At 57.2% G+C, this 21,061-nt stretch carries 22 protein-coding genes; 18 read left to right on the forward strand and 4 right to left on the reverse strand.

The features are described 5' to 3' along the window. The first annotated feature begins 2 nt into the window (after positions 1 to 2). The 12 genes from ACR0BT_RS11965 (at position 3) to ACR0BT_RS12020 (ending at position 10,550) form a co-directional block, all read left to right on the forward strand. The gene (locus ACR0BT_RS11965; protein WP_170402124.1) at positions 3 to 1,334 is read left to right on the forward strand and encodes a TRAP transporter large permease; all 1,332 of its coding nucleotides are present in this window, start codon (positions 3 to 5) and stop codon (positions 1,332 to 1,334) included. Positions 1,335 to 1,370: 36 nt separating this feature from the next. After that, complete coding sequence (hisD, locus tag ACR0BT_RS11970) at positions 1,371 to 2,678, forward strand: histidinol dehydrogenase (RefSeq protein ID WP_170392540.1); 1,308 nt, start codon at positions 1,371 to 1,373, stop codon at positions 2,676 to 2,678. A gap of 8 nt (positions 2,679 to 2,686) precedes the next feature. Beyond that, complete coding sequence (locus tag ACR0BT_RS11975) at positions 2,687 to 3,424, forward strand: SDR family oxidoreductase (RefSeq protein ID WP_170802058.1); 738 nt, start codon at positions 2,687 to 2,689, stop codon at positions 3,422 to 3,424. Continuing rightward, entirely contained in the window at positions 3,421 to 4,383 is a 963-nt protein-coding gene (locus tag ACR0BT_RS11980) for an alcohol dehydrogenase catalytic domain-containing protein (protein WP_170513558.1), read from the forward strand. The genes ACR0BT_RS11975 and ACR0BT_RS11980 overlap by 4 nt, the downstream gene beginning before the upstream one ends. Before the next feature lie 18 nt (positions 4,384 to 4,401). Beyond that, on the forward strand, positions 4,402 to 4,707 hold the full coding sequence (locus ACR0BT_RS11985; RefSeq protein WP_170392543.1) for a UxaA family hydrolase: 306 nt from the start codon (positions 4,402 to 4,404) through the stop codon (positions 4,705 to 4,707). A gap of 12 nt (positions 4,708 to 4,719) precedes the next feature. Then, positions 4,720 to 5,898, forward strand: a complete 1,179-nt coding sequence (locus ACR0BT_RS11990) for a UxaA family hydrolase (RefSeq protein ID WP_170392544.1) — start codon at positions 4,720 to 4,722, stop codon at positions 5,896 to 5,898. A 208-nt stretch (positions 5,899 to 6,106) separates the two neighbouring features. Continuing rightward, positions 6,107 to 6,523 (forward strand): universal stress protein, encoded by a 417-nt coding sequence (locus ACR0BT_RS11995; RefSeq protein WP_480763211.1) that lies wholly within the window; start codon positions 6,107 to 6,109, stop codon positions 6,521 to 6,523. 155 nt (positions 6,524 to 6,678) lie between these two features. Next, positions 6,679 to 7,566 (forward strand): helix-turn-helix domain-containing protein, encoded by an 888-nt coding sequence (locus ACR0BT_RS12000; protein WP_170402136.1) that lies wholly within the window; start codon positions 6,679 to 6,681, stop codon positions 7,564 to 7,566. Positions 7,567 to 7,679: 113 nt separating this feature from the next. Next, positions 7,680 to 8,633 (forward strand): alpha/beta hydrolase, encoded by a 954-nt coding sequence (locus ACR0BT_RS12005; RefSeq protein WP_480763212.1) that lies wholly within the window; start codon positions 7,680 to 7,682, stop codon positions 8,631 to 8,633. 58 nt (positions 8,634 to 8,691) lie between these two features. Beyond that, complete coding sequence (locus tag ACR0BT_RS12010; protein WP_480763213.1) at positions 8,692 to 9,186, forward strand: nuclear transport factor 2 family protein; 495 nt, start codon at positions 8,692 to 8,694, stop codon at positions 9,184 to 9,186. Between the two features lie 53 nt (positions 9,187 to 9,239). Continuing rightward, complete coding sequence (locus ACR0BT_RS12015) at positions 9,240 to 9,746, forward strand: nuclear transport factor 2 family protein (protein ID WP_170512825.1); 507 nt, start codon at positions 9,240 to 9,242, stop codon at positions 9,744 to 9,746. Positions 9,747 to 9,857: 111 nt separating this feature from the next. Continuing rightward, entirely contained in the window at positions 9,858 to 10,550 is a 693-nt protein-coding gene (locus ACR0BT_RS12020) for an SDR family NAD(P)-dependent oxidoreductase (protein ID WP_480763214.1), read from the forward strand. 3 nt (positions 10,551 to 10,553) lie between these two features. On the opposite strand, the gene ACR0BT_RS12025 is transcribed toward ACR0BT_RS12020, so the two are convergent. Continuing rightward, complete coding sequence (locus ACR0BT_RS12025) at positions 10,554 to 11,390, reverse strand: LysR family transcriptional regulator (RefSeq protein ID WP_480763215.1); 837 nt, start codon at positions 11,388 to 11,390, stop codon at positions 10,554 to 10,556. 91 nt (positions 11,391 to 11,481) lie between these two features. Between ACR0BT_RS12025 and ACR0BT_RS12030 the strand changes: the two genes are divergently transcribed. Both ACR0BT_RS12030 and ACR0BT_RS12035 read left to right on the forward strand, forming a co-directional pair. Further along, positions 11,482 to 12,477 carry a quinone oxidoreductase family protein gene (locus tag ACR0BT_RS12030; protein ID WP_480763216.1) on the forward strand — a complete coding sequence of 332 codons (996 nt, stop codon included), beginning with the start codon at positions 11,482 to 11,484 and terminating at the stop codon, positions 12,475 to 12,477. Between the two features lie 37 nt (positions 12,478 to 12,514). Next, positions 12,515 to 13,255, forward strand: a complete 741-nt coding sequence (locus ACR0BT_RS12035) for an SDR family oxidoreductase (protein ID WP_480763217.1) — start codon at positions 12,515 to 12,517, stop codon at positions 13,253 to 13,255. Between the two features lie 28 nt (positions 13,256 to 13,283). Here the strand turns inward: ACR0BT_RS12035 and ACR0BT_RS12040 are convergent, their stop codons facing one another. Continuing rightward, positions 13,284 to 14,171 (reverse strand): MurR/RpiR family transcriptional regulator, encoded by an 888-nt coding sequence (locus ACR0BT_RS12040; RefSeq protein ID WP_170392553.1) that lies wholly within the window; start codon positions 14,169 to 14,171, stop codon positions 13,284 to 13,286. Positions 14,172 to 14,301: 130 nt separating this feature from the next. Here ACR0BT_RS12040 and ACR0BT_RS12045 point away from each other — a divergent pair, with 130 nt between their 5' ends. The 4 genes from ACR0BT_RS12045 to ACR0BT_RS12060 all read left to right on the forward strand — a co-directional run bounded on the left by ACR0BT_RS12045 (position 14,302) and on the right by ACR0BT_RS12060 (position 18,320). Continuing rightward, positions 14,302 to 15,384, forward strand: coding sequence for an alcohol dehydrogenase family protein (locus tag ACR0BT_RS12045; RefSeq protein ID WP_480503582.1), 1,083 nt, complete (start codon positions 14,302 to 14,304; stop codon positions 15,382 to 15,384). Beyond that, positions 15,381 to 15,959, forward strand: a complete 579-nt coding sequence (locus ACR0BT_RS12050) for a dimethylsulfonioproprionate lyase family protein (protein ID WP_480763218.1) — start codon at positions 15,381 to 15,383, stop codon at positions 15,957 to 15,959. Before ACR0BT_RS12045 ends, ACR0BT_RS12050 begins: the two co-directional genes overlap by 4 nt. A 25-nt stretch (positions 15,960 to 15,984) precedes the next feature. Beyond that, entirely contained in the window at positions 15,985 to 17,091 is a 1,107-nt protein-coding gene (locus tag ACR0BT_RS12055; RefSeq protein ID WP_480763219.1) for a mandelate racemase/muconate lactonizing enzyme family protein, read from the forward strand. Positions 17,092 to 17,198: 107 nt separating this feature from the next. Continuing rightward, positions 17,199 to 18,320, forward strand: a complete 1,122-nt coding sequence (locus ACR0BT_RS12060; RefSeq protein WP_480763245.1) for an aminotransferase — start codon at positions 17,199 to 17,201, stop codon at positions 18,318 to 18,320. On the opposite strand, the gene ACR0BT_RS12065 is transcribed toward ACR0BT_RS12060, so the two are convergent. Together ACR0BT_RS12065 and ACR0BT_RS12070 are read right to left on the reverse strand one after the other, a co-directional pair. Next, on the reverse strand, positions 18,317 to 19,399 hold the full coding sequence (locus tag ACR0BT_RS12065; RefSeq protein WP_170392556.1) for a sn-glycerol-3-phosphate ABC transporter ATP-binding protein UgpC: 1,083 nt from the start codon (positions 19,397 to 19,399) through the stop codon (positions 18,317 to 18,319). The two genes, ACR0BT_RS12060 and ACR0BT_RS12065, sit on opposite strands and share 4 nt — an antisense overlap. Before the next feature lie 3 nt (positions 19,400 to 19,402). Further along, a complete protein-coding gene (locus ACR0BT_RS12070; RefSeq protein WP_480763220.1) occupies positions 19,403 to 21,058 on the reverse strand; it encodes an alpha-amylase family glycosyl hydrolase in 1,656 nt (551 codons plus the stop codon). Between the last annotated feature and the right edge of the window lie 3 nt (positions 21,059 to 21,061).

The following is a 21,061-nucleotide window of genomic DNA, read 5'->3' on the forward strand; positions in this document are numbered from 1 at the left end:
CCATGATGTGGCAACAACTCGGCGGTCAAACGCTTGAACTTGGGTGGGATTTCTACGCCTCCGTCATTCTCTTCGTCGCTCTTGTCGCGCTCGCCGTTCCGGTCTGGGCCGCGATCGGCGCAGCATCGATCACAATGCTGATCATGTCCGGCGCATTGCCGCTGAGCCTTGTCGGCGAAAAGCTGTTCTCGGGCATCGATGCCTTCGCGCTGACGGCCGTACCGCTGTTTATCCTGACCGGAGACGTGCTTGTCCGAACCGGGCTCAGTCGAAAGTTTCTGGACGTCGCCGAAGCCCTGACCTGCTGGGCCAAGGGTGGCTTCGGCTCGGCCACCGTCCTGGTCTGCGGCATGTTCGCGGCGATCTCCGGGTCGGACGCAGCAGGTGCGGCAGCGGTAGGGCGCATGACTATCGACCGGCTGGTCGAGAGCGGTTATCCCCGCCCCTACGCCTGTGCTTTGGTCGCGGCGGGGGCCTGCACCGGCATCCTCATCCCGCCCTCTATCGCCTATATCATCATCGGCCTCGTGCTGGGCATAGCGGTCTCGACCTTGTTCCTTGCTGCGCTGATCCCCGGCCTTTTGATCCTGACGGCCATCCTGATCACCAACGTCGTGATGAACCGGCTGAACCTTTGGGAAGGTGGCGGCATGATGACCGCAGCTGAATGGCGCGCGAACCTGTGGAAGACGGTCAAGTCCGGCTGGTACGCTTTCCTTGTCCCCGGCATCATTTTCTACGGCATCTTCTCGGGGAAACTGACCCCGACCGAGGCAGGTGCCGTGGCGGTCGTCGTGACCATCGTCATCGGGTTTATCCTGGGCACACTGAAATTGTCCGACTTCCCGGCCATGCTGGTCAGTTCGGCCAAGGTCAACGGTGTGATCCTTCCGATCATCGCCTTCTCGATCCCTCTGGCCGAAGCTCTGGCGATCATTGGAGTGCCGCAAGGATTTGTCGGAGCTTTGACCTCAGTCAGCAGTAACGAATTCGTACTGATCGCCATGATGGTCCTTATCCTGATAATTGCGGGCTGCGTCATGGAAACGACGCCCAACATCGTGATCCTCGCACCGATCCTCTACCCGCTGGCGCAAGAGATCGAGATGAACCAGATCCAGTTCTGCATCATGATGATCACCGCGCTGGGGGTCGGGTTCATTACTCCACCCTTGGGGCTGAACTTGTTCGTGGTGTCGGGGATTACGGGCGAGTCGATCCTCAAGATCGCCTACCGCGCCATCCCGTTTGTTTTCTTCATGCTGATCGTGACGTTGATGATCGCCTATATCCCGGCGTTCTCTACCTCGCTGTTGCCTGATGTCTATCGATAAGCCGCCGAAAGACGCGGTAAGAAAAGGACCTAGTTCATGACCCGTGAATACCTGAAGAAAGCCACGCTGACCGCGCGCAGCGGAGCGTCGGATGTCAGTGAAATTGTGCAGGGAATCCTGACCGACATTGAGACAGGTGGCGATGCCAAGGCGTTGGAATACGCCGCCAAATTCGACAACTACGAAGGCAACGTCATTCTCAGCGATGCCGAAATCCAGGCCGCGATGGATGCCGTGCCAGAAAAGCTGAAGCGCGACATCGAGTTCAGCCACAGCAACGTCAAACGCTTTGCCGAGGCACAGAAAGCGTCCATGACCGACATCGCAGTCGAGGTTGTGCCGGGCCTGACCGCTGGCCAGAAGATGATCCCGGTGGATGCAGCCGGTTGCTACGTCCCAGGCGGGCGCTACAGCCATATCGCCAGCGCGATCATGACCGTGACGACGGCGAAGGTGGCGGGATGTAAACATATCGTCGCGTGCTCACCGCCGCGCCCCGATGTCGGCATTGCGCCTGCGATCGTCTACGCCGCGCATATCTGTGGCGCCGACAAGATCATGGCCATGGGCGGCGTGCAGGGGGTTGCGGCGATGACCTTCGGGTTGTTCGGGCTTCCCAAGGCTAACATCCTTGTGGGCCCCGGCAATCAGTTTGTGGCCGAAGCAAAGCGTATCCTGTTCGGGCGTGTCGGCATCGACATGATCGCGGGCCCGACGGACAGTCTGGTCCTTGCGGATGTCACTGCTGATCCGATGGTTGTTGCAACTGACCTCGTTGGGCAGGCCGAGCACGGATACAACTCACCGGTTTGGCTGGTGACAGACAATCGCGACCTCGCCGAAGAGGTTATGCGCTTGGTGCCAGTGCTGATCGAGGACCTGCCCGAAGTGAACCGCGAAAACGCTACGGCTGCGTGGCGCGATTATGCCGAGGTCATCCTGTGCGCGGATCGCGAAGAAATGGCGGCGACATCGGATCAATACGCCCCGGAACACCTGACTGTCATGGCCGATGATCTTGATTGGTGGCTGGATCGGCTGACGTGCTATGGGTCGCTTTTCTTGGGCGAAGAGACCACGGTTGCCTTTGGCGACAAAGCCTCGGGCACCAATCACGTGCTGCCCACGAGCCGGGCGGCCACTTACACCGGTGGCCTCAGCGTCCATAAATACATGAAGATCGTGACCTGGCAGCGCTCGACCGCTGATGCGATGAAGCCGATTGCGCAGGCGACGGCCCGTATCTCACGCCTTGAAGGTATGGAGGGGCACGCGCGTACCGCGGATATTCGACTGGCCAAGTTCTTCCCTGATGAAAACTTTGACCTGACAGCCGAAGACTGACCCAACCCGTGACCTATCATCCTGATCTCACTGGACATACCGCTCTTGTGACCGGGGCCAGCTCCGGCCTTGGTCGCAGAGCGGCAGAGGTACTGTCGCATGCCGGCGCTAAGGTCGTGGGCGTGGCGCGACGTGCAGAAGCGTTGGCCGAGCTGGATCAGGTCCATCCCCTGCCCTGGGATCTTTCGGATCGTGATCGGTTGGCGGAGCTGGCCGTTGCCGCGTCGCAGCCGTTTGGGGCACCGGATATTCTGGTGCATGCCGCCGGGATCAACACGCGCGAGGCTGCGGATGATGTATCGCCTGAGGGGTGGGACATCACACTGGGATTGAACCTTGCCGTTCCCTTCTTTCTGTCGCAGCACCTAGTGCCCGATATGAAGGCCAAAGGCTGGGGACGGATCGTAAATTTCGCATCGCTCCAGTCCAGCCGAGCTTTTCCAGGTGGGCTTAGCTATGGGGCGTCTAAGGGCGGCGTGGCACAGCTGACCCGAGCAATGGCCGAGGCCTGGTCATCAAGCGGAATATGCGTAAACGCGATTGGCCCTGGGTTCTTTCGAACCGAGCTGACGGCTGCAGTGTTCAATGATCCTGAACGCGCGAACCGTAATGCTGCGCAGACCTGTATCGGTCGCAACGGTGAGCCCAAAGACCTCGACGGCCCGTTGCTGTTCTTTTGCTCTGATGCCTGTGCCTACGTGACCGGGCAAGTTTTGATGGTTGATGGGGGGTTTACAGCGAAATGAGAGCGTTAGTCTACACCGATGTAGAAACACTGGAATACCGCAATTTCGCGGACCCGGAGCCCGGCCCCGATGAGGTTCTCGTCCGTATCGATAGCGTCGGCATTTGCGGGTCCGACATGCACGCCTATCTGGGCCATGATGACCGCCGCCCGGCACCGCTGATCCTCGGCCATGAAGGGGCCGGAGTGACTGCTGATGGTCGCCGCGTAACCATCAATCCGCTGGTAAACGACCCCAACAGCGCGGCCAGCCGGTCCGGACGTGAGAACCTTTGCCCCTCGCGACAGATCATCTCAATGCCGCCGCGCGAAGGCGCTTTTGCGGAATATGTCGCTATCCCAGAGCGCAATTTGATTGAAGTGCCCTCGCATATCACGCTGGAGCAGGCCGCACTCGCCGAACCGATTGCGGTCAGCTGGCATGCGGTGCGGCTGGGGCTTGCGGCCCTGCACCCGGCAGACGAACGGCGTGCCCATGTGATTGGCGGCGGGGCAATCGGGCTAGCGGCAGCTCTCGCGCTCACTGCGATGGGGGTCGAGCAGGTGACCTTATCCGAACCCAACGCAGCCCGTGCGACCTATCTTCGCGACACCTGTGGAATCGCCGTTGTGGACACACCGGAACAGGACATTCCATTGGTGATCGACGCAGTGGGGTTTGCGTCTACCCGCGCGGTTGCCTCGGCGCTCGTCAGCCCGGGCGGGGTGATTCTGCACATCGGCCTAGGCAGTTCCGAAGGTGGGTTGGATATCCGACGCATCACGCTGCAGGAAATCACGCTAATCGGCACCTACACCTATACCGCACAGGACTTCCGCGACACATGCAATGCCATGTTCAAGGGCCGCCTCGGGACGCTTGACTGGATTGAAACCCGTGACCTGTCCGACGGGGCCGCGGCCTTTACAGACATTCGCGCTGGCAAGACGCTTGCGCCGAAAACCATCCTTAAACCATAGCAAAAACCGGAGACCTTCATGTCAAATCCAGCCCCAAATGAAATACCGCACCTTTTGGTGCATGAAGAGGAAGACAATGTCGGTGTCGTGGTCGTCGAAGGCCTGACTGCAGGCACCGACATGCTGTGCTGTATTACACATGACAACTCGACCTTTCGCCTGACCGCAGGCGCGGATGTTCCGATTGGCCACAAGATTGCGCTCACGGACCTCAAGAACGGCGATACGGCGATCAAATATGGCGAAGACATCGGCAAGATCATCGCTGACATCCCACGCGGCGGGCATGTCCACACGCAAAACTGCAAGACCAAGCGCTGGTAAGGGGTTAATACCATGAGCAAATATTCAAACATGACTGTCATGGGCTACCGGCGCGAAAACGGCCGGGTTGGTGTGCGCAACCACGTGCTGATCCTGCCCGTCGATGACATTTCCAACGCCGCCTGCGAGGCGGTCGCCAACAACGTCAAGGGCACGCTGGCAATCCCACACGCTTATGGCCGCCTTCAGTTCGGTGAGGACCTCGAGCTGCATTTCCGCACTATGATCGGCACAGGGGCCAACCCGAATGTCCACTCGGTGGTCGTCATCGGCATCGAGCCGGGTTGGACCAAACGCATTGCCGACGGCATCCGCGAGACCGGCAAGGACGTGGCAGAGTTCTCAATCGAACAGAACGGTGATTTTGAAACCATCCGGCGCGCTTCATGGGCCGCCAAGGATTTTGTCCACAAGGCCACCGAGGTCCAGCGCGAGGAATGCTCGATCAACGAGCTTTGGATTTCGACCAAATGCGGTGAAAGCGACACGACAACGGGTCTGGGGTCCTGCCCAACCGTTGGCAACATGTATGACAAGTTGCTGCCCGAAGGGATCACCGGGTTCTTTGGTGAAACCTCGGAAATCACCGGGGCGGAACATATCTGCCAGAAACGCGCCATCAACGAAGAGGTCGGCGAGCGCTGGTACAAGATGTGGAAGGCCTATCAGGACGATGTAATCTTTGCCCATCAGACCGATGACCTCAGCGACAGCCAGCCAACCAAGGGCAACATCGAAGGTGGCCTGACCACCATTGAGGAAAAGGCGCTTGGCAACCTCGAAAAGATCGGCCGGACTTCGCAGTATATCGACATTCTGGAACCTGCCGAGCAACCTAACTCGGGCAAAGGCCTGTACTTCATGGACAGTTCATCCGCTGCGGCGGAATGTGTGACGCTGATGGCGGCGGGCGGTGCTGTGATCCATACCTTCCCGACAGGTCAGGGCAACGTGGTGGGCAACCCGATCGTTCCGGTCATCAAGATCACCGCGAACCCGCGTACAGTGCGCACCATGGGCGAGCATGTGGACGTTGATGTTTCAGGCATCTTGCGGCGCGAACAAACCATCGATCAGGCTGGTGATGCTCTGATCGATATGATCCGCAGGACAGCAAACGGCCGTAACACCGCGGCAGAGGCGCTGGGACATCGGGAATTCTCGATGACAAAACTGTATCGCAGCGCATAGTAACCTCAAGGCGGCCATTGCATATGCGGTGGCCGTCTTTCTCTTGAACCGAGGTCCAGAATGGGCGCGGCTCGAGGTGTTTGGCCACTAAGGCAGGGCGGGGTCCTGGGCAACAGATCAGAACCGTTAATTCTGAAAGTACTTATCAAGTTATGATGCACCAAGCCCTGCTCGTTGACATCGCCGAAACTCACTGGGAGTGCTTTACATGTATAAATCCATATTGATCCCCGTTGCCATTGATCATGAAGAGTTGGTTGCCGAGAAAATCACCACTGCCCGCAAGCTTTTGGCAGCTGACGGAAAGATCACACTACTTACAGTTCTGGAACAGATCCCGGGTTTTACGGCGGAATTCGTGACAGTGAAATCCGAGAACCATCTGACCAACAAAATCATGGGAACCCTAAACTTGATCGCCGGAGAAGCGACCGATATAAACTGCCAGGTAGAAACGGGAAAGCCAGGGCTGCGCATTACCGAGTTCGCACGGGAAATCGGCGCTGATTTGATTGTTGTCGGAGCGCATCACCCATCGGCAATGGACTATTTTCTCGGATCAACGGCAGCACGTGTTTCTCGTCGGGCATCGTGTTCCGTCTTGATTCAGCGACCGCAATCTTGAAAATTCTCTAAGCGTCGACCCGAACGCTACAGCTGCGCTGCGAGAAGCAGGTGGCCACGGCACCACTCCATGGGTTCGCACCCCTGTTGGATGTTTTCAACCGTGTACGATCGACGCCAGCGAGAATTGCCCAGGTACACTATGGGAGCCGACGATTGCCTTCGAGATATGCGGACATTTACCCCTCGGAACCTTTACTAAACAGTGATGCGATCGAGCGGCCTTCGGCTGCAGGGTTGATGTCCGTTCGGTATTTCCGGGCTGAGCCGGATCAGATGCCCGAGGATGTTTTCAAAGAGCATCACGTGCTTCTCAATCTCCAGACCATTCCGCACAGAGTTCAGAACTGGAGGGATGGTGAGTTGCGGGATTTCATGTTTCACAAGGATGAAATCATCGTCACTCCGGCTGGTATGCGATCGGGTTGGCGGTGGTACGCGACGTCTGATGTCATCGTTATCACACTGGACCCGGCTAAGGTTGAACGCTTTGCTCAGTCCGAGCTGGGCATGCTGCTTGACCCGCAGCAATTTCGGGATTTGCCGCAGTTCTCGGACCCTGATCTGTGCACGGCTGGCGTTATACTGCGTGACGCATTGGAATCGACCGACATGTCTTCAGTCGTGATGTTCGAAGCCATGAGCCGCGTATTCCTAGTGAAACTGCTCCAGAAATATGGAAAACGCCGGATCGAAGATGTTCAGTTGTCATCCCGCTTCACATCCCGGCATTACCAGCGCGTTTTGGCCTTTGTACAGAACCGGCTGGATCAGACCATAACCGTTGAGCAGCTCGCGACCGAGGCGGGAATGAGCCCTTCGCACTTCGCACGTATGTTCAAAGAGACGTTGGGCACGACCCCGATGCAATATGTCATGGCCTACCGAATTGAACAGGCGATGAAGATGATGCAGGACCAGCAGCGTCCTCTGGGTGATATCGCTTTGGAATGTGGCTTTTCCGATCAGGCTCATTTCACGCGCAGCTTTAAACAGGTGGTGGGACAAACCCCCAAGGCTTATCGCGCGGCCAACATGGCTTGATGCAGGATCATTCAAAAACACAGCAGTCCGGTGCAATCAAGTGAACCTCCGGCAACGTATCTCTTTCGTCATCGGGCTTGCGCCCATCCAGACAGACTTTGGGAGATATCGCGATGAAAACCCTCGCTCTGAATACCGCTGCGGCTTTAATGGCCTCGACAGCTGCCGTCGCACAGGTCGAAACCCGCATTGTCACCTTTGAGAATGAAGGTGCCACCCTATCCGGCACACTGTACCTACCCGAAGAACGCGGCGATGCACCTTTGCCAACGGTCGTGGTCACAGGGGCCTGGACCTCGGTACAAGAACAGATGCCGGCGAACTATGCCCGGGAAATGGCCGAACGCGGATTTGCCGCCTTCACCTTCGATTTCCGGGGCTGGGGTAAATCCGGCGATCTGCCGAACCAAGCGCGCTTTGTCGAAAGCCCCGAAGCCAAGACCTCGGACATCAAGGCAGCGATCGAATTCATAGCGACCCTGCCAGAAGTGGACGCCGAGCACATCAATGGGCTGGGTATCTGCGCCTCAGCGGGTTATATGGTCGATGCCGTCTCGGGCAACCCGCTGGTTCAGCGACTTGGTTTGGTTGCTCCCTGGCTGCAGAACGCCGAAATTGTTGAGGCCGTCTACGGCGGTGCAGAAGGTGTTGCCGGCTTGCTTCAAGTCTCTCGGGCTGCCGAAGCCGCCGGGGGCCAGATCATTCCTGCCGCGGGTCCAGAAGGTGCCGAAGGCGTGCTGATGCCGATCGGTGGCTACTACTATGAGGCTGACCGTGGGGCGATCCCGGAATATGATGACAAATGGAACAATGCAGGCTGGGAAGGCTGGCTGACCTACCATCCCGCCGACAACCCACAGCGGCTGGATAAACCGCTGACCATTGTTCACTCTGAAAGCGCAGCGATCCCGCAGGGCGTGCAGACCTTCCTTGCCGGATTTGCCGGTGACGCGACTGCGCAGTGGCTCGAGGATGTCACGCAGTTCGATTTCTACGACAACCCCGAGGAGGTGACACGGGCGGCCGACGCCGTTGCCGACCACTTCCGCGCCGGATTGGATAATTGATCCTGCTGATCAGGCGTCGGACCTCGCTATCCGACGCCTCATTCCCTTGGAGACCCCTATGTCCCGAAAACTTCAACTAGCACTCGCGGTCGCGACCGTTATGGGAGGCAACGCAATGGCCGATACCCCCGAAAACAATATGAAAGTGGTTCAGAACTTTTTTGCGGCTTACGGCTCGAACGACCTTGATGGAATCGCCGCAGTCATGGACGAGGACGTACAATGGCACATCCCCGGCCGCCATCCGCTGAGCGGCACCAAAAACGGTCGGGATGAAGTTTTGGCCTTCTTCGCCCAATTGGGCGCAGCTGGGTTTCAGGCTGACCCGATCTACTTTGGCGCGGATGAAACCCATGTTGTAGATATTCACCGAGGCTGGTCCAACGCCGAAGGTAAGCCGAATGTCGATACCATCTGGGCTCTGGTCTACCGGATCGAGAACGGCAAGATCGTCGAGGCCACCAATCTCAGTGCCGATCAGGATGCGGCGAATACGTTTTTTTGGTCGCAATACACCTTAGCGCCCGTGCCTGAACGCTTGGCTAATGAATGAAGCAGGCGCAGCAATGTACGTTGCATTTTCCAACTCTGACAAAGGACCCGGATATGAAACGATCCCTCATCGCCATGCTCGCCGCCATAACAATGATTGGAGGCCCTGCATTGGCCGATCAAACTGACATCACCCGCACCCTAACGGATATCGCTGCAGGCGCAGACCGGCATGATTGGACCCGTGTAAGGGATGCCTTCGCCGATCACGTCACCATTGACTACACCAGCCTTTGGGGTGGAGACCCGGCAACCCAACCCGCTGACGAACTTGTTGCGGGCTGGGCCGCCTTCTTGCCCGGGTTCGACAGCACGCATCACATGGTGACCAACCACGCAATCACCTCAGTTTCAGAAACCGCCGCGACGGCGCAGGCTGATTTCACCGCTACCCACCGGCTTGACGATGGCCTATGGGTATTGGGCGGCCGTTATGACTATGTGCTGGAAAAAACAGGTGACCGCTGGGTTGTAACAGCGATGACAATGACCGCTCTTTGGGAAACCGGCGACCGTGGTCTAGTCGCCCTCGCCGGTGAACGCGGGGCCGGGGCCAACTGACATCAGTTAACGCCGCATCGTTGCGCGCCGGTTGCCTTGCCAGAGCGATGTTGGCAATCTCACTATTAGGCTTTGCTTTCGGTTAACTGACGAAAATTCAAAGGAAACCTCATGACCGAACAACGTATCGCACTTGTGACCGGAGCCAATCGAGGCATCGGCAAAGAAGTCGCCCTACAACTGGCCCGCGATCATGGATTATTTGTTTTGGTAGCATCGCGCGACCCGCAAAAGGGACAAGCCACGGCCGAAGAGATTGGGCATGGAGCTAAGGCCTTGCAACTGGACGTGTCCGATCAGAGCTCGGTCAACGCTGCCTTTGATAAGATCAACTCCGAATACGGATATCTCGACATACTGGTAAACAATGCAGGCGTTGACTACGACACGGATCAGCACACGCTCAGCGCCGACCTGGTGCGCGTGCGCCGTGCTTTCGAGACCAACTTCTTCGGAGCCTGGGCAACAACCATTTCGGCCGTTCCTTTACTTCAAAATGGTCATGATGCCCGGATTGTAAACGTGTCTTCCGGCTCAGGAGCGCTGACAGGCATGTCATCCAGCACACCTGGATATGGCATCTCGAAAACAGCGCTCAATGCACTGACCATCAAGACTGCGGCTGATTTGAAGCCCGAAGGCATCCTTGTTAACGCAGTGTGCCCCGGCTGGGTCGCCACTGACATGGGCGGGGGTGGTCGCCCGGTTCCCGAAGGGGCCAAGGGCGTCGTGTGGGCTGCAACACTGCCCGTGAACGGTCCAACAGGTGGTTTCTTTCGGGATGGGGTGCAAATTGATTGGTAGGATTTATCCCGGCGCCATGAAATCGATCAGTTTCCTGACACGCTCGGGCAACAGACGACGGCTGGGATAAACCGCGTACATGTCTCGTGTCAGCGGGACAGTATTCTCAACTTCCAGTCGTCGCAGATCGCCCTCCACCATATCCTTCGGCAACATCGCTATCCCCAGATTACGACGAGCGGCCTGTGCTATGACATCAAGGTCGCCAATATTATGGGCTATGTGGGCTGGATTCACCGTCTCTCCCGTTTCCAGTACCCAAGGTTGACCCGCCATCAGCGCAGGAAGAGTCTGGAACTTCGGTCGCGTTAAAGGACGCGAAAGCCCGTGCTCTCGAATGAAGCCCTGCCCTGCGCAAAAACAATATGGAACTGACCATAACCGCTTGGCAACAAGACCGGAGTCCGCAAGCGGACCGACCCGAAAGGCGAGGTCGATATTGTCCGCGAAAAAATCCAGCATGATGTTAGTCGTCGTCAGTTCAAGCTGGACCTGAGGATTTTGTTCGGCGTAATCCACCAGCTTTGGCCCTATCGTTGTACGAGCTGCCAAGGGTGGGGCCGTAATGCGAATCGTGTGGTGCCGCGTGTCATCGGTAAAACCCGCAACACGCTGAAGCGCTTCAATCGGATCCTGACAACGATCCAGAAGACGGCGCCCCTCTTCGGTCAGGCGCACCTGCCTTGTCGTGCGCTCGAATAGCTTAGCGCCCAGATGATCCTCTAACTTGGCAATCCTGCGACTAATCCTGCTAAGCGGAATATCCAGACGATCTGCAGCTTTGGAAAAGCTGAGGTGGTGGGCGACAACAGTAAACAGGCCAAGGTCGTTGTAGATCATAATTCTATTTATGAGATAATACCTTCTAAATTCAACTATTATCACGAAATGGCGTCATCGCTATCTTCTGCGAAACAAAAGGAGATGCATTATGCCATACGCGATAGAAATCACCCAAACTGGCGGGCCCGAAGTTCTGCGAAGTGTTGGCCAAGCTGTCGCACAGCCCGGTGCCAGAGAAATCCTGATCCGTAATCATGCCGGGGCGGTGAATTTTATCGATACGATTATTCGCCGTGGCGAAATGCCAGAGGGCATGATGCCAGACCTGCCCCATGTACCCGGCGTTGAAGGTGCCGGAATCGTCGAAGCGACGGGCAAAGATGCCGTTGGTTTCGCCGTGGGTGATCGCGTCGCATGGATGGGGCCGATTGGTGCGGGCGGCTATGGTACGCATTCCGTAATAAGTGCAACTTATGTAACCAAAATTGCCGATACCATCGCCTTTGAAACCGCAGCAGCAATCCCTGTCAACGCAATGACGGCCTATCACATGCTGGTCAATCTGGGCGGTGCGGCGGCCGGAAGATCCGTACTGGTGCATGCGGCTGCAGGCGGAGTGGGCACGATGGCCCTCCACATCGCCAAGCATCTGGGCATGACTGTGATCGCTTCGGTCAGCACTGAAAAGGTCGGATACGCCCAGGCGCAAGGAGCAGATTTTGTCATCGACTATCGTACTCAGGACGTGGCCACGCTGGTGTCAGAGATCACAAGTGGGCGCGGTGTTGATCTGACGTTGAATCCGGTTTCCGGTGACTCCTTGAAATCAGACCTTGATGCGCTGGCTCCCCTTGGAACGGCTGTGCTCTTCGGATTCCTTGCCGGGCCGCCAGCTGGCGGTTTTGCCGAGGATCTGGCGAAACACTTCCAGAAATCTGTCTCAGTTCGGGTCAGCGATATTTACACGTATTTTTCCAACCGACCAACTGCATTCGGCGCGGACATGACCAAGGTATTCAAGCTGTTGGAAACTGGCATTCTGCGTCCTCAGATCACCACATACCCAATCGCCAAGGCCACGGAAGCGCATCGCCGCCTAGAGGCGGGCGAAACCACCGGCAAGTTGGTGCTCAGCATCGATTGACTCATTTAACAAACACGACAAGCAAGGAACCAAAGCAATGAACTCGGTTTTCGAAACGGCCCTCATCGGCAAACACGTTGTTATCATTGGCGGCAGCAGCGGCATGGGTAAGGCCACCGCAAAGCTGGCGGTGGCGCTTGGTGCGAAAGTTACCATCGCCAGCCGGAGTCTCGCCAAGCTGGAGGCAGCAGCGGCAGACATCGGAGGCGGAGTTCAGATCGCACCGGTCGATACCACCAACGAAACTGGCATGAAGTCCTGGGCCAGCGGCCTTGAAAAAGTAGATCATCTGGTCATCTCTGCCTCAAGCGCAGCGCGTGGTGCCTTCGCCGAATTGCCAACCACTGACCTGCGCGCGATGTTCGAGGCTAAATTTATCGGGCCCTATGTGGCGGCGCGTGAAGTCTTGCCTGTCTTGACTGAAGGCGGCTCCATCACCTTCTTTTCTGGCGTCCTCAGCCGCCGACCCTCTGCCGGTGCAACGGGTCTTGGGGCCGTGAACGCGGCGGTCGAAGCCCTGTCCAAGGGGTTGGCATTGGAGCTATCAAACCGTGCGCGTGTGAACTGCATCAGCCCTGGAATGGTTGCAACCGAGGCTTACGCGGCAATGTCGAATGAGGCTCGCGAGGCCATGTTCGCTCAGGTTGGTAGCAGCCTGCCCGTCGGACGTATTGGTGAGGCCGAGGACATCGCCCAAGCTGTGATAATGGCAATGACAAATGGCTATCTCACAGGCGCTGTGCTGGATGTGGATGGTGGTCACCTGGTACGTGGCTGAATGGCCAATGCGGATTGGCCTGATCCAATCAGGGCTCTTCCGCGTGATATAGGCCTAGCTGATGGCGACGCTTGTGAAAGGTCGCCACTCTTTCGACGATCTCGTCGCTGGCCACTGCAATGACGAAGGACAAAAGCGTTTCGAGCAATGCTATAGTACTTACTGATGACGGGAAGAATTGCGGCGTATCCGCCGAGATGACGAACCCGTGTTGTGCATTGCGCAGAACAGGGCTGGCTGGGCTATCAGAAAGACCGACCACCGTCATGCCCTGCTCTCGGGCAACTTGCACCGCCTCGACCACTTCATTCCGATAAGGTTTGCAGGTCATCGCAATTAGTACATCGCGTTTGTCCGCCCATGCCAGATCGTCAATCGGATTTGATCCGGCGCGCGGGATAGCATGAAACTGCACCATGCCCGTCGAGGCCAAATAAACAAAGTTTCGCGCATTCGAATTGTTCACGCCAACGCCCAGTACGAACACGTTACGCGAATTCCAGATATCTTCAGCGGCGGCTTTCAGCTGTTCGGACGAGATATTGGCAAACGTCTCCTCGACGTTGCGCAGAGCGTCCTGAACCATATCCGCATAAAGCCCGCCCATATTGCCGGACTTACGAATATCCTGCAGCCAACGCGCGCGTTCCGGGAAATCGGCCTGACCGCGCCGGATCGCCTCGCGGAAGGGAACCCGGAAATCTTCGTAGCCTTCGAACCCCACCTGCCGCGCCATTCGGACAATGGTATTGGGTTTCACATTGGCGGCTTCAGCAATTTCGCGTACAGTCGATACACCCACGTCGCGCGGGTTCTCAAGCACATAGGTCGCAGCCTTGCGTGCCTCGGGTGTCAACTGAGACAGTTCTTCCGCCAGTCGTTCCAAAACTAAATTTGATACATCTGTCCCATTCATGATTGACGATGGTATTTTTGTTTGCATACGGTGTCGAGACCAAATCGACTCAGGGGGCCGGACCGATGTATTTCAGCTCACTCCCGCGTTTGATTGAGGTCACCGTAAATGCATCGACGGAGTTTGCCGCATGGCCCAATCCGAGACAATGAAGGCGATGGTCACCATGGGGCACGGTGATCTGGATCAGATGGTCTGGCACGAAAACTGGCCCTGCCCCACTCCCAAACCGGGCGAAGTTCTGATCAAGGTTGGTGCCTGTGGCCTGAACAATACCGACGTAAACACTAGGTCCGGCTGGTATTCTAAAACAGTCAGCGATGCGACCACCGGTGGCGCGTTTGAAGAGGTCGGCACTGATGACCCAACCTGGGGCGGAGCGCCACTGGCCTTTCCACGCATTCAAGGGGCGGATGTCTGTGGGCAGATTGTTGGAGTTGGGGACGGCGTGGATTCAATCCGCTTGGGCGAGCGTGTGATAACCGATTGCTGGTTGCGCGATCCGACCGATCCGATGAACAAGGACAAAACCGGCTACTTCGGATCAGAGCGAGATGGCGGCTTTGCCGAATACACAACGATCCCGGCCGTCAACGCGATAGCCATCCAATCAACACTTTCGGATGCTGAGCTGTCAACCTTCTCCTGTTCCTACTCAACCGCCGAAGGCATGCTGACCCGCGCCAAGGTCACCGCGGCTGACACTGTTCTTGTTCCGGGCGCATCTGGCGGCGTCGGTGGCGCTCTGGTTCAACTGGCCAAGCGCCGAAATGCGCGGGTCATCGCGATGGCGTCGGAGGCTAAGCACGACGACGTGGCCCTGTTGGGTCCAGATGTCATCCTGTCCCGCGCCCCCGATGATTTGCGCAAATCGTTGGGAGACGAAAAGATCACGGTCGTTGCCGACGTGGTGGGCGGGTCATACTGGCCGCAGCTTATCAGCATTCTTGAACGCGGCGGACGCTATACCTGCTCGGGCGCCATCGCGGGCCCTATGGTCGAGTTCGATTTGCGGACGTTCTACTTGCGCGATCTGACCTTTACAGGCTCGACTGTCATCGACCCCGAAGTAATGCAAAATCTTGTACGTTATATCGAAGCGGGCGAAGTAAAACCGGCCCTGGCCGCAACCTACCCTCTGAGCCAATTGCATGAGGCACAAACCGCCTTCATCGCGAAGAAACACACCGGAAACATCGTGGTGATCCCATGAAGTTGGATGATGTTTTAATGGCCGCCAGGCGATTGCATCAGAACCACCCGGATTTGGCGGGTTTTGGGGGTTGGCCAACAGATTTATCCAGAACGGACTTACAGCCCGCACAGATTCCGGCAACCCGGCTTGTCAGCAAATTTGGTCTGAACGGTACGCCCGAAACACAGGCATTGGTTACGGCTATTGCAGCAACTGCTGAGCAAGCGCACTGGAAACTGACCTATTCCGAATCCGAAGTCGGTGCGGATTTCTTGTCTCGATACGGGTATTACGAACTGTTCGGACCCAGCGGGCATTTCCATTCGACCCAACTACGCGGTTATGTCGCCTATTGGGGCGCAGGTCTGCAGTATGACTGGCACAGCCATCAGGCTGAAGAGCTATACCTGACGCTCGCTGGAAAAGCCTGTTTTAAGGTTGAAGGGAATGCACAGCTTGTCGGGCCGGGCCAGACCCGCCAGCATGAAAGTTGGCAAAGCCACGCCATGACGACAAGCGATCATTCAATCCTGACCTTTGTCTTATGGCGGGGCGATGGAATGGATGAACTGCCTCGGATGGATGCCGCATGACATACTGCGTCGAGGTGAAACCAAAATGAAAATTACCGGGATTTCTGTCTTTCAAATCGACCTGCCATTGGAGCATCCATACTGGCTGTCAGGCGGGCGATTGAAGTTTGAGAAGCTGGATGCGACGCTGGTCAAGATTGAAACCGACAAAGGGCTTGTTGGTTGGGGCGAAGGCACGCCCTGGGGGCATACCTATGTACCCGCCCACGGCCCCGGCATACGGGCCGGGATCGAGACGATGGCACCGTTTGTTCTTGGCCTCGACCCGCGGCGAGTTCTGGATGTTGAACGCGCGATGGATCAGGCCCTACCCGGACATCTCTACGCCAAAAGCCCGATTGACATGGCGTGCTGGGACATAGCCGGTCAGGTTGCTGGTCTTCCGATTGCTGATTTGATGGGGGGAGGGTCGCGTACGCCGCGCCCAATCGCATCCTCCGTAGGAGCCAAGACAATCGAAGAAACCCGCGCCGTCATCGAACGATACCGGCAGCGCGGCTATATCGCCCATTCCGTCAAAATCGGCGGCGATGTGGCCCGTGATATCGCCCGAATCCGTGACATGGAAAGCCTGCGCAATCCCGAAGACATCGTCCTCTATGACGTCAATCGCGGCTGGTCGCGGCAGCAGGCATTACGCGTGATGAGTGCGGTCGAAGACCTCAATGTCATGATCGAACAGCCTTGCGAAACACTGGATGACATTGCCGCGATCTCAGGCAAACATGCTTCGCCTGTTTCCGTTGATGAAAGCCTTGTGACCCTTCAGGACGCGACGCGCATAGCCCGCGATGGCATTGCCGAAATATTTGGCATCAAGCTCAACCGGGTCGGCGGGCTGACCAAAGCGGTCCGAATGCGCGAAGTCGCGCTGGCGCATGGGATCGACATGTTTGTAATGGCAACCGGTGGTTCTGTGCTGGCGGATACCGAAGCGCTGCATCTGGCGGCGACAATTCCGGATGCGAATTGCCATGCTGTCTGGGCCTGTCAGGACATGATCACCGTCGATATCGCCGGTGGGCGTGGACCGAGAAATGTGGACGGCCACCTGCATCTACCCGAAACACCCGGCCTTGGCGTTCACCCAGATGAAGATGCGTTGGGTGATCCTGTGGCGATCTACCGGTAACGATACGCGCCTCTTGTGCAAGTTCGATGACGGTCATCTGCCGAGGTTGACCTTGCCGCTTCGCCATGGGAACGATGCGCGATGGCTTAGTCGAACAGGATAGCGCGATGAAGATCGAACCCTTTGGCGTCGAAATTTGGATGGATGAATGGGAAACCCGCTGCGCCTATAACCTTGCAGAGACTTGCGTCGAGAGCCTGAGTATCGCCGAGCTTTTGAAGCTTTCCGGCAAAAACTCGGATGATCTGTCTGAATTGCTGGGGATGAAAATGACCTATGGCGCGATCCGGGGCTCGGACCGGCTGCGCGATGCGATTTGTAGCCTGTATGACCAGCAAAAGCGTGAGAATGTCATCGTCACCCATGGCACGATCGGTGCCAACATGCTGGTCCACAAAACGCTGGTCGAGCGCGGCGACAAGGTGGTGGCCGTCGTGCCCACCTATCAGCAACACTATTCCATCCCGGCCAGCATCGGCGCGGAGGTGACGCAGATCCATCTACGGGCCGAGAACGCTTATTTGCCCGATCTTGAGGAGCTGCGCGCCGCCGTAACTCCGGGCACCAAACTGATTGCCATCAACAACCCCAACAACCCAACCGGTGCGGTGATGGATCGCGCGTTCCTGCTTGAGATCGTCGAAATCGCACGCTCCGCTGGAGCATGGTTGCTGTGTGATGAAGTCTATCGCGGTACCGGGCAAGAAGGTTCGGGCATGACGGATGCGGTTGCAGATCTTTATGAGAAAGGCATTTCAACCGCGGGCATGTCCAAGGCGTTTTCGCTGGCAGGGCTGCGACTGGGTTGGATTGCGGCCAACCCAGAACTGATCGAAGCGGTTTCGATCCATCGGGACTATGACACGATCTCGGTCGGCATGATCGACGACCATTTCGCCGCGCTTGCGCTGGAAAACAACGACAAGGTTCTGGCGCGCAGCCACGCCATAACGCGCGGCAACCTCGCCATGCTGGAAGAATGGGTCGAAAGCGAGCCCAAAATCAGTTGGGTCAAACCCAAGGCCGGAACAACCGCGCTGTTGCACTACAACTTCGACATGCCCTCGCGCGAGTTCTGCGTGAAACTGCTGCAGGAAACCGGCGTGATGTTCACGCCGGGCTCTGCCTTGGGTCTCGAAGGCTGTGTTCGGATCGGTTACGCCAATACTCCGTCGATCATTCGCGAAGGGCTGGAAAAAGTTTCCACCTTCCTTGCGAAGCTCGACTAGCGCCTCATCGACTGGCCGTTGTGGAACAGATGCACCTTTTCGGGTGCCGCCGTGACCGAGACGGTTTTTCCTCGCAGATTGCGCTGAACACCAGGTAGTTTTGCAATCACGGCCTCCCGTCCATCCGGGACTGCAAAGTAAAGCAGCGTGACCTCACCCAAAGCTTCGGTGAAATCCACCAAGCCGGAATAAATTGGTGTTCCATCAGTGATATTTAAGTCCTCAGGCCGGACACCGATATTGACCTTTTTGCCTTCGTCAGCGGCATCCGTCGGGATTGATGAGATTGCCACGCCGCCATCATCCAGCGTGACGGTTGTTGTCTCTCCTGTCGCGGTAATGGTCCCGGGCAGCAGGTTCATTGCTGGTGAGCCGATGAACTGCGCGACAAACTCGTTATCTGGCGTCTCATAGAGTTCCAGCGGCGTGCCAACCTGCGCAACTCCCTTATTGGCCAAAACCACAATGCGGCTGGCGAGTGTCATCGCCTCGACCTGATCGTGGGTGACGTAAATCATCGTGCTGTCGGGCATCGCCTCTTTCAGGCGTGCAATCTCGATCCGCGTCGCCACGCGCAGGGCAGCGTCGAGGTTCGAAAGCGGCTCGTCGAACAAATATACTTTGGGGTCGCGCACGATGGCACGACCGATGGCAACGCGCTGGCGTTGTCCACCAGACAATGCCTTGGGCAGGCGATCCAGCAGGGGTTCAAGCTGTAGAATCTGGGCCGCGCGCTCCACGGCGGCATCAACCTCAGCGCTCGGCATCTTCGCGATCTTGAGCGCGAAGGCCATGTTTTCGCGCACCGTCATATGCGGGTAAAGCGCATAGGACTGGAACACCATCGCGATGCCGCGTTGCGCAGGTGGCACATCGTTCACCACCTGCCCTTCGATCTCAAGCGTACCGCCAGTGATCTTTTCAAGGCCCGCGATCATCCTCAGCAAAGTGGATTTTCCGCAACCTGACGGACCGACAAAGACAATCAGTTCGCCTTGCTCGATCTCGAGATCGATATGTTTCAGAACATCGACAGGACCATAGGATTTGGCCACATCCGTAAGCTTGAGTTCCGACATGGTTTACCTCTTTTCCCGAGCCAATAGACAGAATTGAGCGGCATCCAGCGTCACGTTGCTTTCCCCGCGAACGCCGCCCAACTCCTCCCCGATCACTTGCCAGTCACCTTCTGGCAGGGTCACGCCAACCGAACAGTCACCCAGATTGAAGGCGCAGAAGACCTGCTCGGCTTCATCCTCTCGGGTGAAGGTCAATACCGAACCGATTTGTGACATCCCTGTCTGCGCGCCGGACATCAGCGCTGAATGCGCATGACGCAATGCAATCGCATGGCGGTAGTGGTGCAGCATCGACGCTGGATCTTTTTCCAACCGATCCACCGCCCGCTCGGCCTGCGCAGCGCTGACTGGCAACCAGGGACGGCTCGTGCTGAACCCGGATTGTTCGTCCTGTGCGGCCCAGACCATCGGAGTACGGCAGCCATCGCGACCTTTGAATTCAGGCCAGAATTCAATGCCATAGGGGTCTTGCAAATCTTCGAACGCAACATCTGCCTCGGGCAGGCCCAGTTCCTCACCCTGATAAAGACAGGCTGAGCCACGCAGGCACATCATCAGAACGGCGTGCTGCCGGACAGCTGCATCGTCCAACCCCCAACGCGAAGCATGGCGTTGCACGTCGTGGTTTGAGAAGGCCCAGCATGGCCATGCATCACCCGCCTTGTCCTCAAGCTGGTCAAAAACCTGCTTTGCGTAAGCTGCCGTCAAAGCCCGCTTTTCGAGGAACTCGAAAGCATAACACATGTGCATCCGTTTATCGCCGCTGGTGTATTCGCCCATAATCTCAAGCCCGCGCTGCGCGTCGCCGACCTCACCCAGACAGGCGCGGCCCTCGTATTCGTCAGTCAGGGCGCGCAGCCTTTCCAGGAAGGCGATATTCTCGGGCTGACTTTTGGAATAGAGGTGATCCTGATGGTTATACGGGTTCACCATCGGCGCAATTGATGAGTTCCTCTGATCCATCGGCAGGCCAGGATTGTCACGTAGCTGGGCGTCGTGGAAATAGAAATTGATGGTGTCCAGACGGAACCCGTCGACCCCCATATCCAGCCAGAAGCGCGCCACATCCAGCAACGCATCCTGAACTTCCTTGCAGTGGAAGTTCAAATCCGGCTGCGAGGTCAGGAAGTTGTGCAGATAATACTGCAACCGCCGCGCATCCCACTGCCACGCCGAGCCGCCAAAGATCGAAAGCCAGTTATTCGGAGGTGTCCCGTCGGGTTTGGGATCAGCCCAGACATACCAATCGGATTTCGGGTTCTCGCGGCTGGCGCGGCTTTCGTTGAACCATGGATGCTGATCTGAGGTGTGGGATAGCACCAGATCGATCATCACCTTCAACCCATGCGCATGGGCTTGATCCAGCAGCTCTTTGAAATCTCCCATGGTGCCGAACATCGGATCGACATCGCGATAGTCGCTGACATCATAACCGAAATCCTTCATCGGAGATTTGAAGAACGGCGAAATCCAGATTGCATCAACCCCCAGCGAGGCGATGTAGCCTAACCGCTGGGTGATACCCTTTAAGTCTCCGATCCCGTCACCGTTGCTGTCCTGAAAGCTGCGCGGATAGATCTGATAGATCACCCCGCCCCGCCACCAATCTGACGCCGACTTGGTTTTTTCGAATGCTGTCGCGTTGGTCTGCACGTTCATCAC

Source organism: Ruegeria sp. CJ6, from assembly GCF_056536665.1.

Coding starts and splice junctions, on each gene's coding strand:
- ACR0BT_RS11965 (WP_170402124.1), top strand. CDS start 3: ATGATGTGGCAACAACTCGGCGGTCAAACGCTTGAACTTGGGTGGGAT.
- hisD (WP_170392540.1), top strand. CDS start 1,371: ATGACCCGTGAATACCTGAAGAAAGCCACGCTGACCGCGCGCAGCGGA.
- ACR0BT_RS11980 (WP_170513558.1), top strand. CDS start 3,421: ATGAGAGCGTTAGTCTACACCGATGTAGAAACACTGGAATACCGCAAT.
- ACR0BT_RS11985 (WP_170392543.1), top strand. CDS start 4,402: ATGTCAAATCCAGCCCCAAATGAAATACCGCACCTTTTGGTGCATGAA.
- ACR0BT_RS11990 (WP_170392544.1), top strand. CDS start 4,720: ATGAGCAAATATTCAAACATGACTGTCATGGGCTACCGGCGCGAAAAC.
- ACR0BT_RS11995 (WP_480763211.1), top strand. CDS start 6,107: ATGTATAAATCCATATTGATCCCCGTTGCCATTGATCATGAAGAGTTG.
- ACR0BT_RS12005 (WP_480763212.1), top strand. CDS start 7,680: ATGAAAACCCTCGCTCTGAATACCGCTGCGGCTTTAATGGCCTCGACA.
- ACR0BT_RS12010 (WP_480763213.1), top strand. CDS start 8,692: ATGTCCCGAAAACTTCAACTAGCACTCGCGGTCGCGACCGTTATGGGA.
- ACR0BT_RS12015 (WP_170512825.1), top strand. CDS start 9,240: ATGAAACGATCCCTCATCGCCATGCTCGCCGCCATAACAATGATTGGA.
- ACR0BT_RS12020 (WP_480763214.1), top strand. CDS start 9,858: ATGACCGAACAACGTATCGCACTTGTGACCGGAGCCAATCGAGGCATC.
- ACR0BT_RS12025 (WP_480763215.1), bottom strand. CDS start 11,390: ATGATCTACAACGACCTTGGCCTGTTTACTGTTGTCGCCCACCACCTC.
- ACR0BT_RS12030 (WP_480763216.1), top strand. CDS start 11,482: ATGCCATACGCGATAGAAATCACCCAAACTGGCGGGCCCGAAGTTCTG.
- ACR0BT_RS12035 (WP_480763217.1), top strand. CDS start 12,515: ATGAACTCGGTTTTCGAAACGGCCCTCATCGGCAAACACGTTGTTATC.
- ACR0BT_RS12040 (WP_170392553.1), bottom strand. CDS start 14,171: ATGAATGGGACAGATGTATCAAATTTAGTTTTGGAACGACTGGCGGAA.
- ACR0BT_RS12045 (WP_480503582.1), top strand. CDS start 14,302: ATGGCCCAATCCGAGACAATGAAGGCGATGGTCACCATGGGGCACGGT.
- ACR0BT_RS12050 (WP_480763218.1), top strand. CDS start 15,381: ATGAAGTTGGATGATGTTTTAATGGCCGCCAGGCGATTGCATCAGAAC.
- ACR0BT_RS12055 (WP_480763219.1), top strand. CDS start 15,985: ATGAAAATTACCGGGATTTCTGTCTTTCAAATCGACCTGCCATTGGAG.
- ACR0BT_RS12060 (WP_480763245.1), top strand. CDS start 17,199: ATGAAGATCGAACCCTTTGGCGTCGAAATTTGGATGGATGAATGGGAA.
- ACR0BT_RS12065 (WP_170392556.1), bottom strand. CDS start 19,399: ATGTCGGAACTCAAGCTTACGGATGTGGCCAAATCCTATGGTCCTGTC.
- ACR0BT_RS12070 (WP_480763220.1), bottom strand. CDS start 21,058: ATGAACGTGCAGACCAACGCGACAGCATTCGAAAAAACCAAGTCGGCG.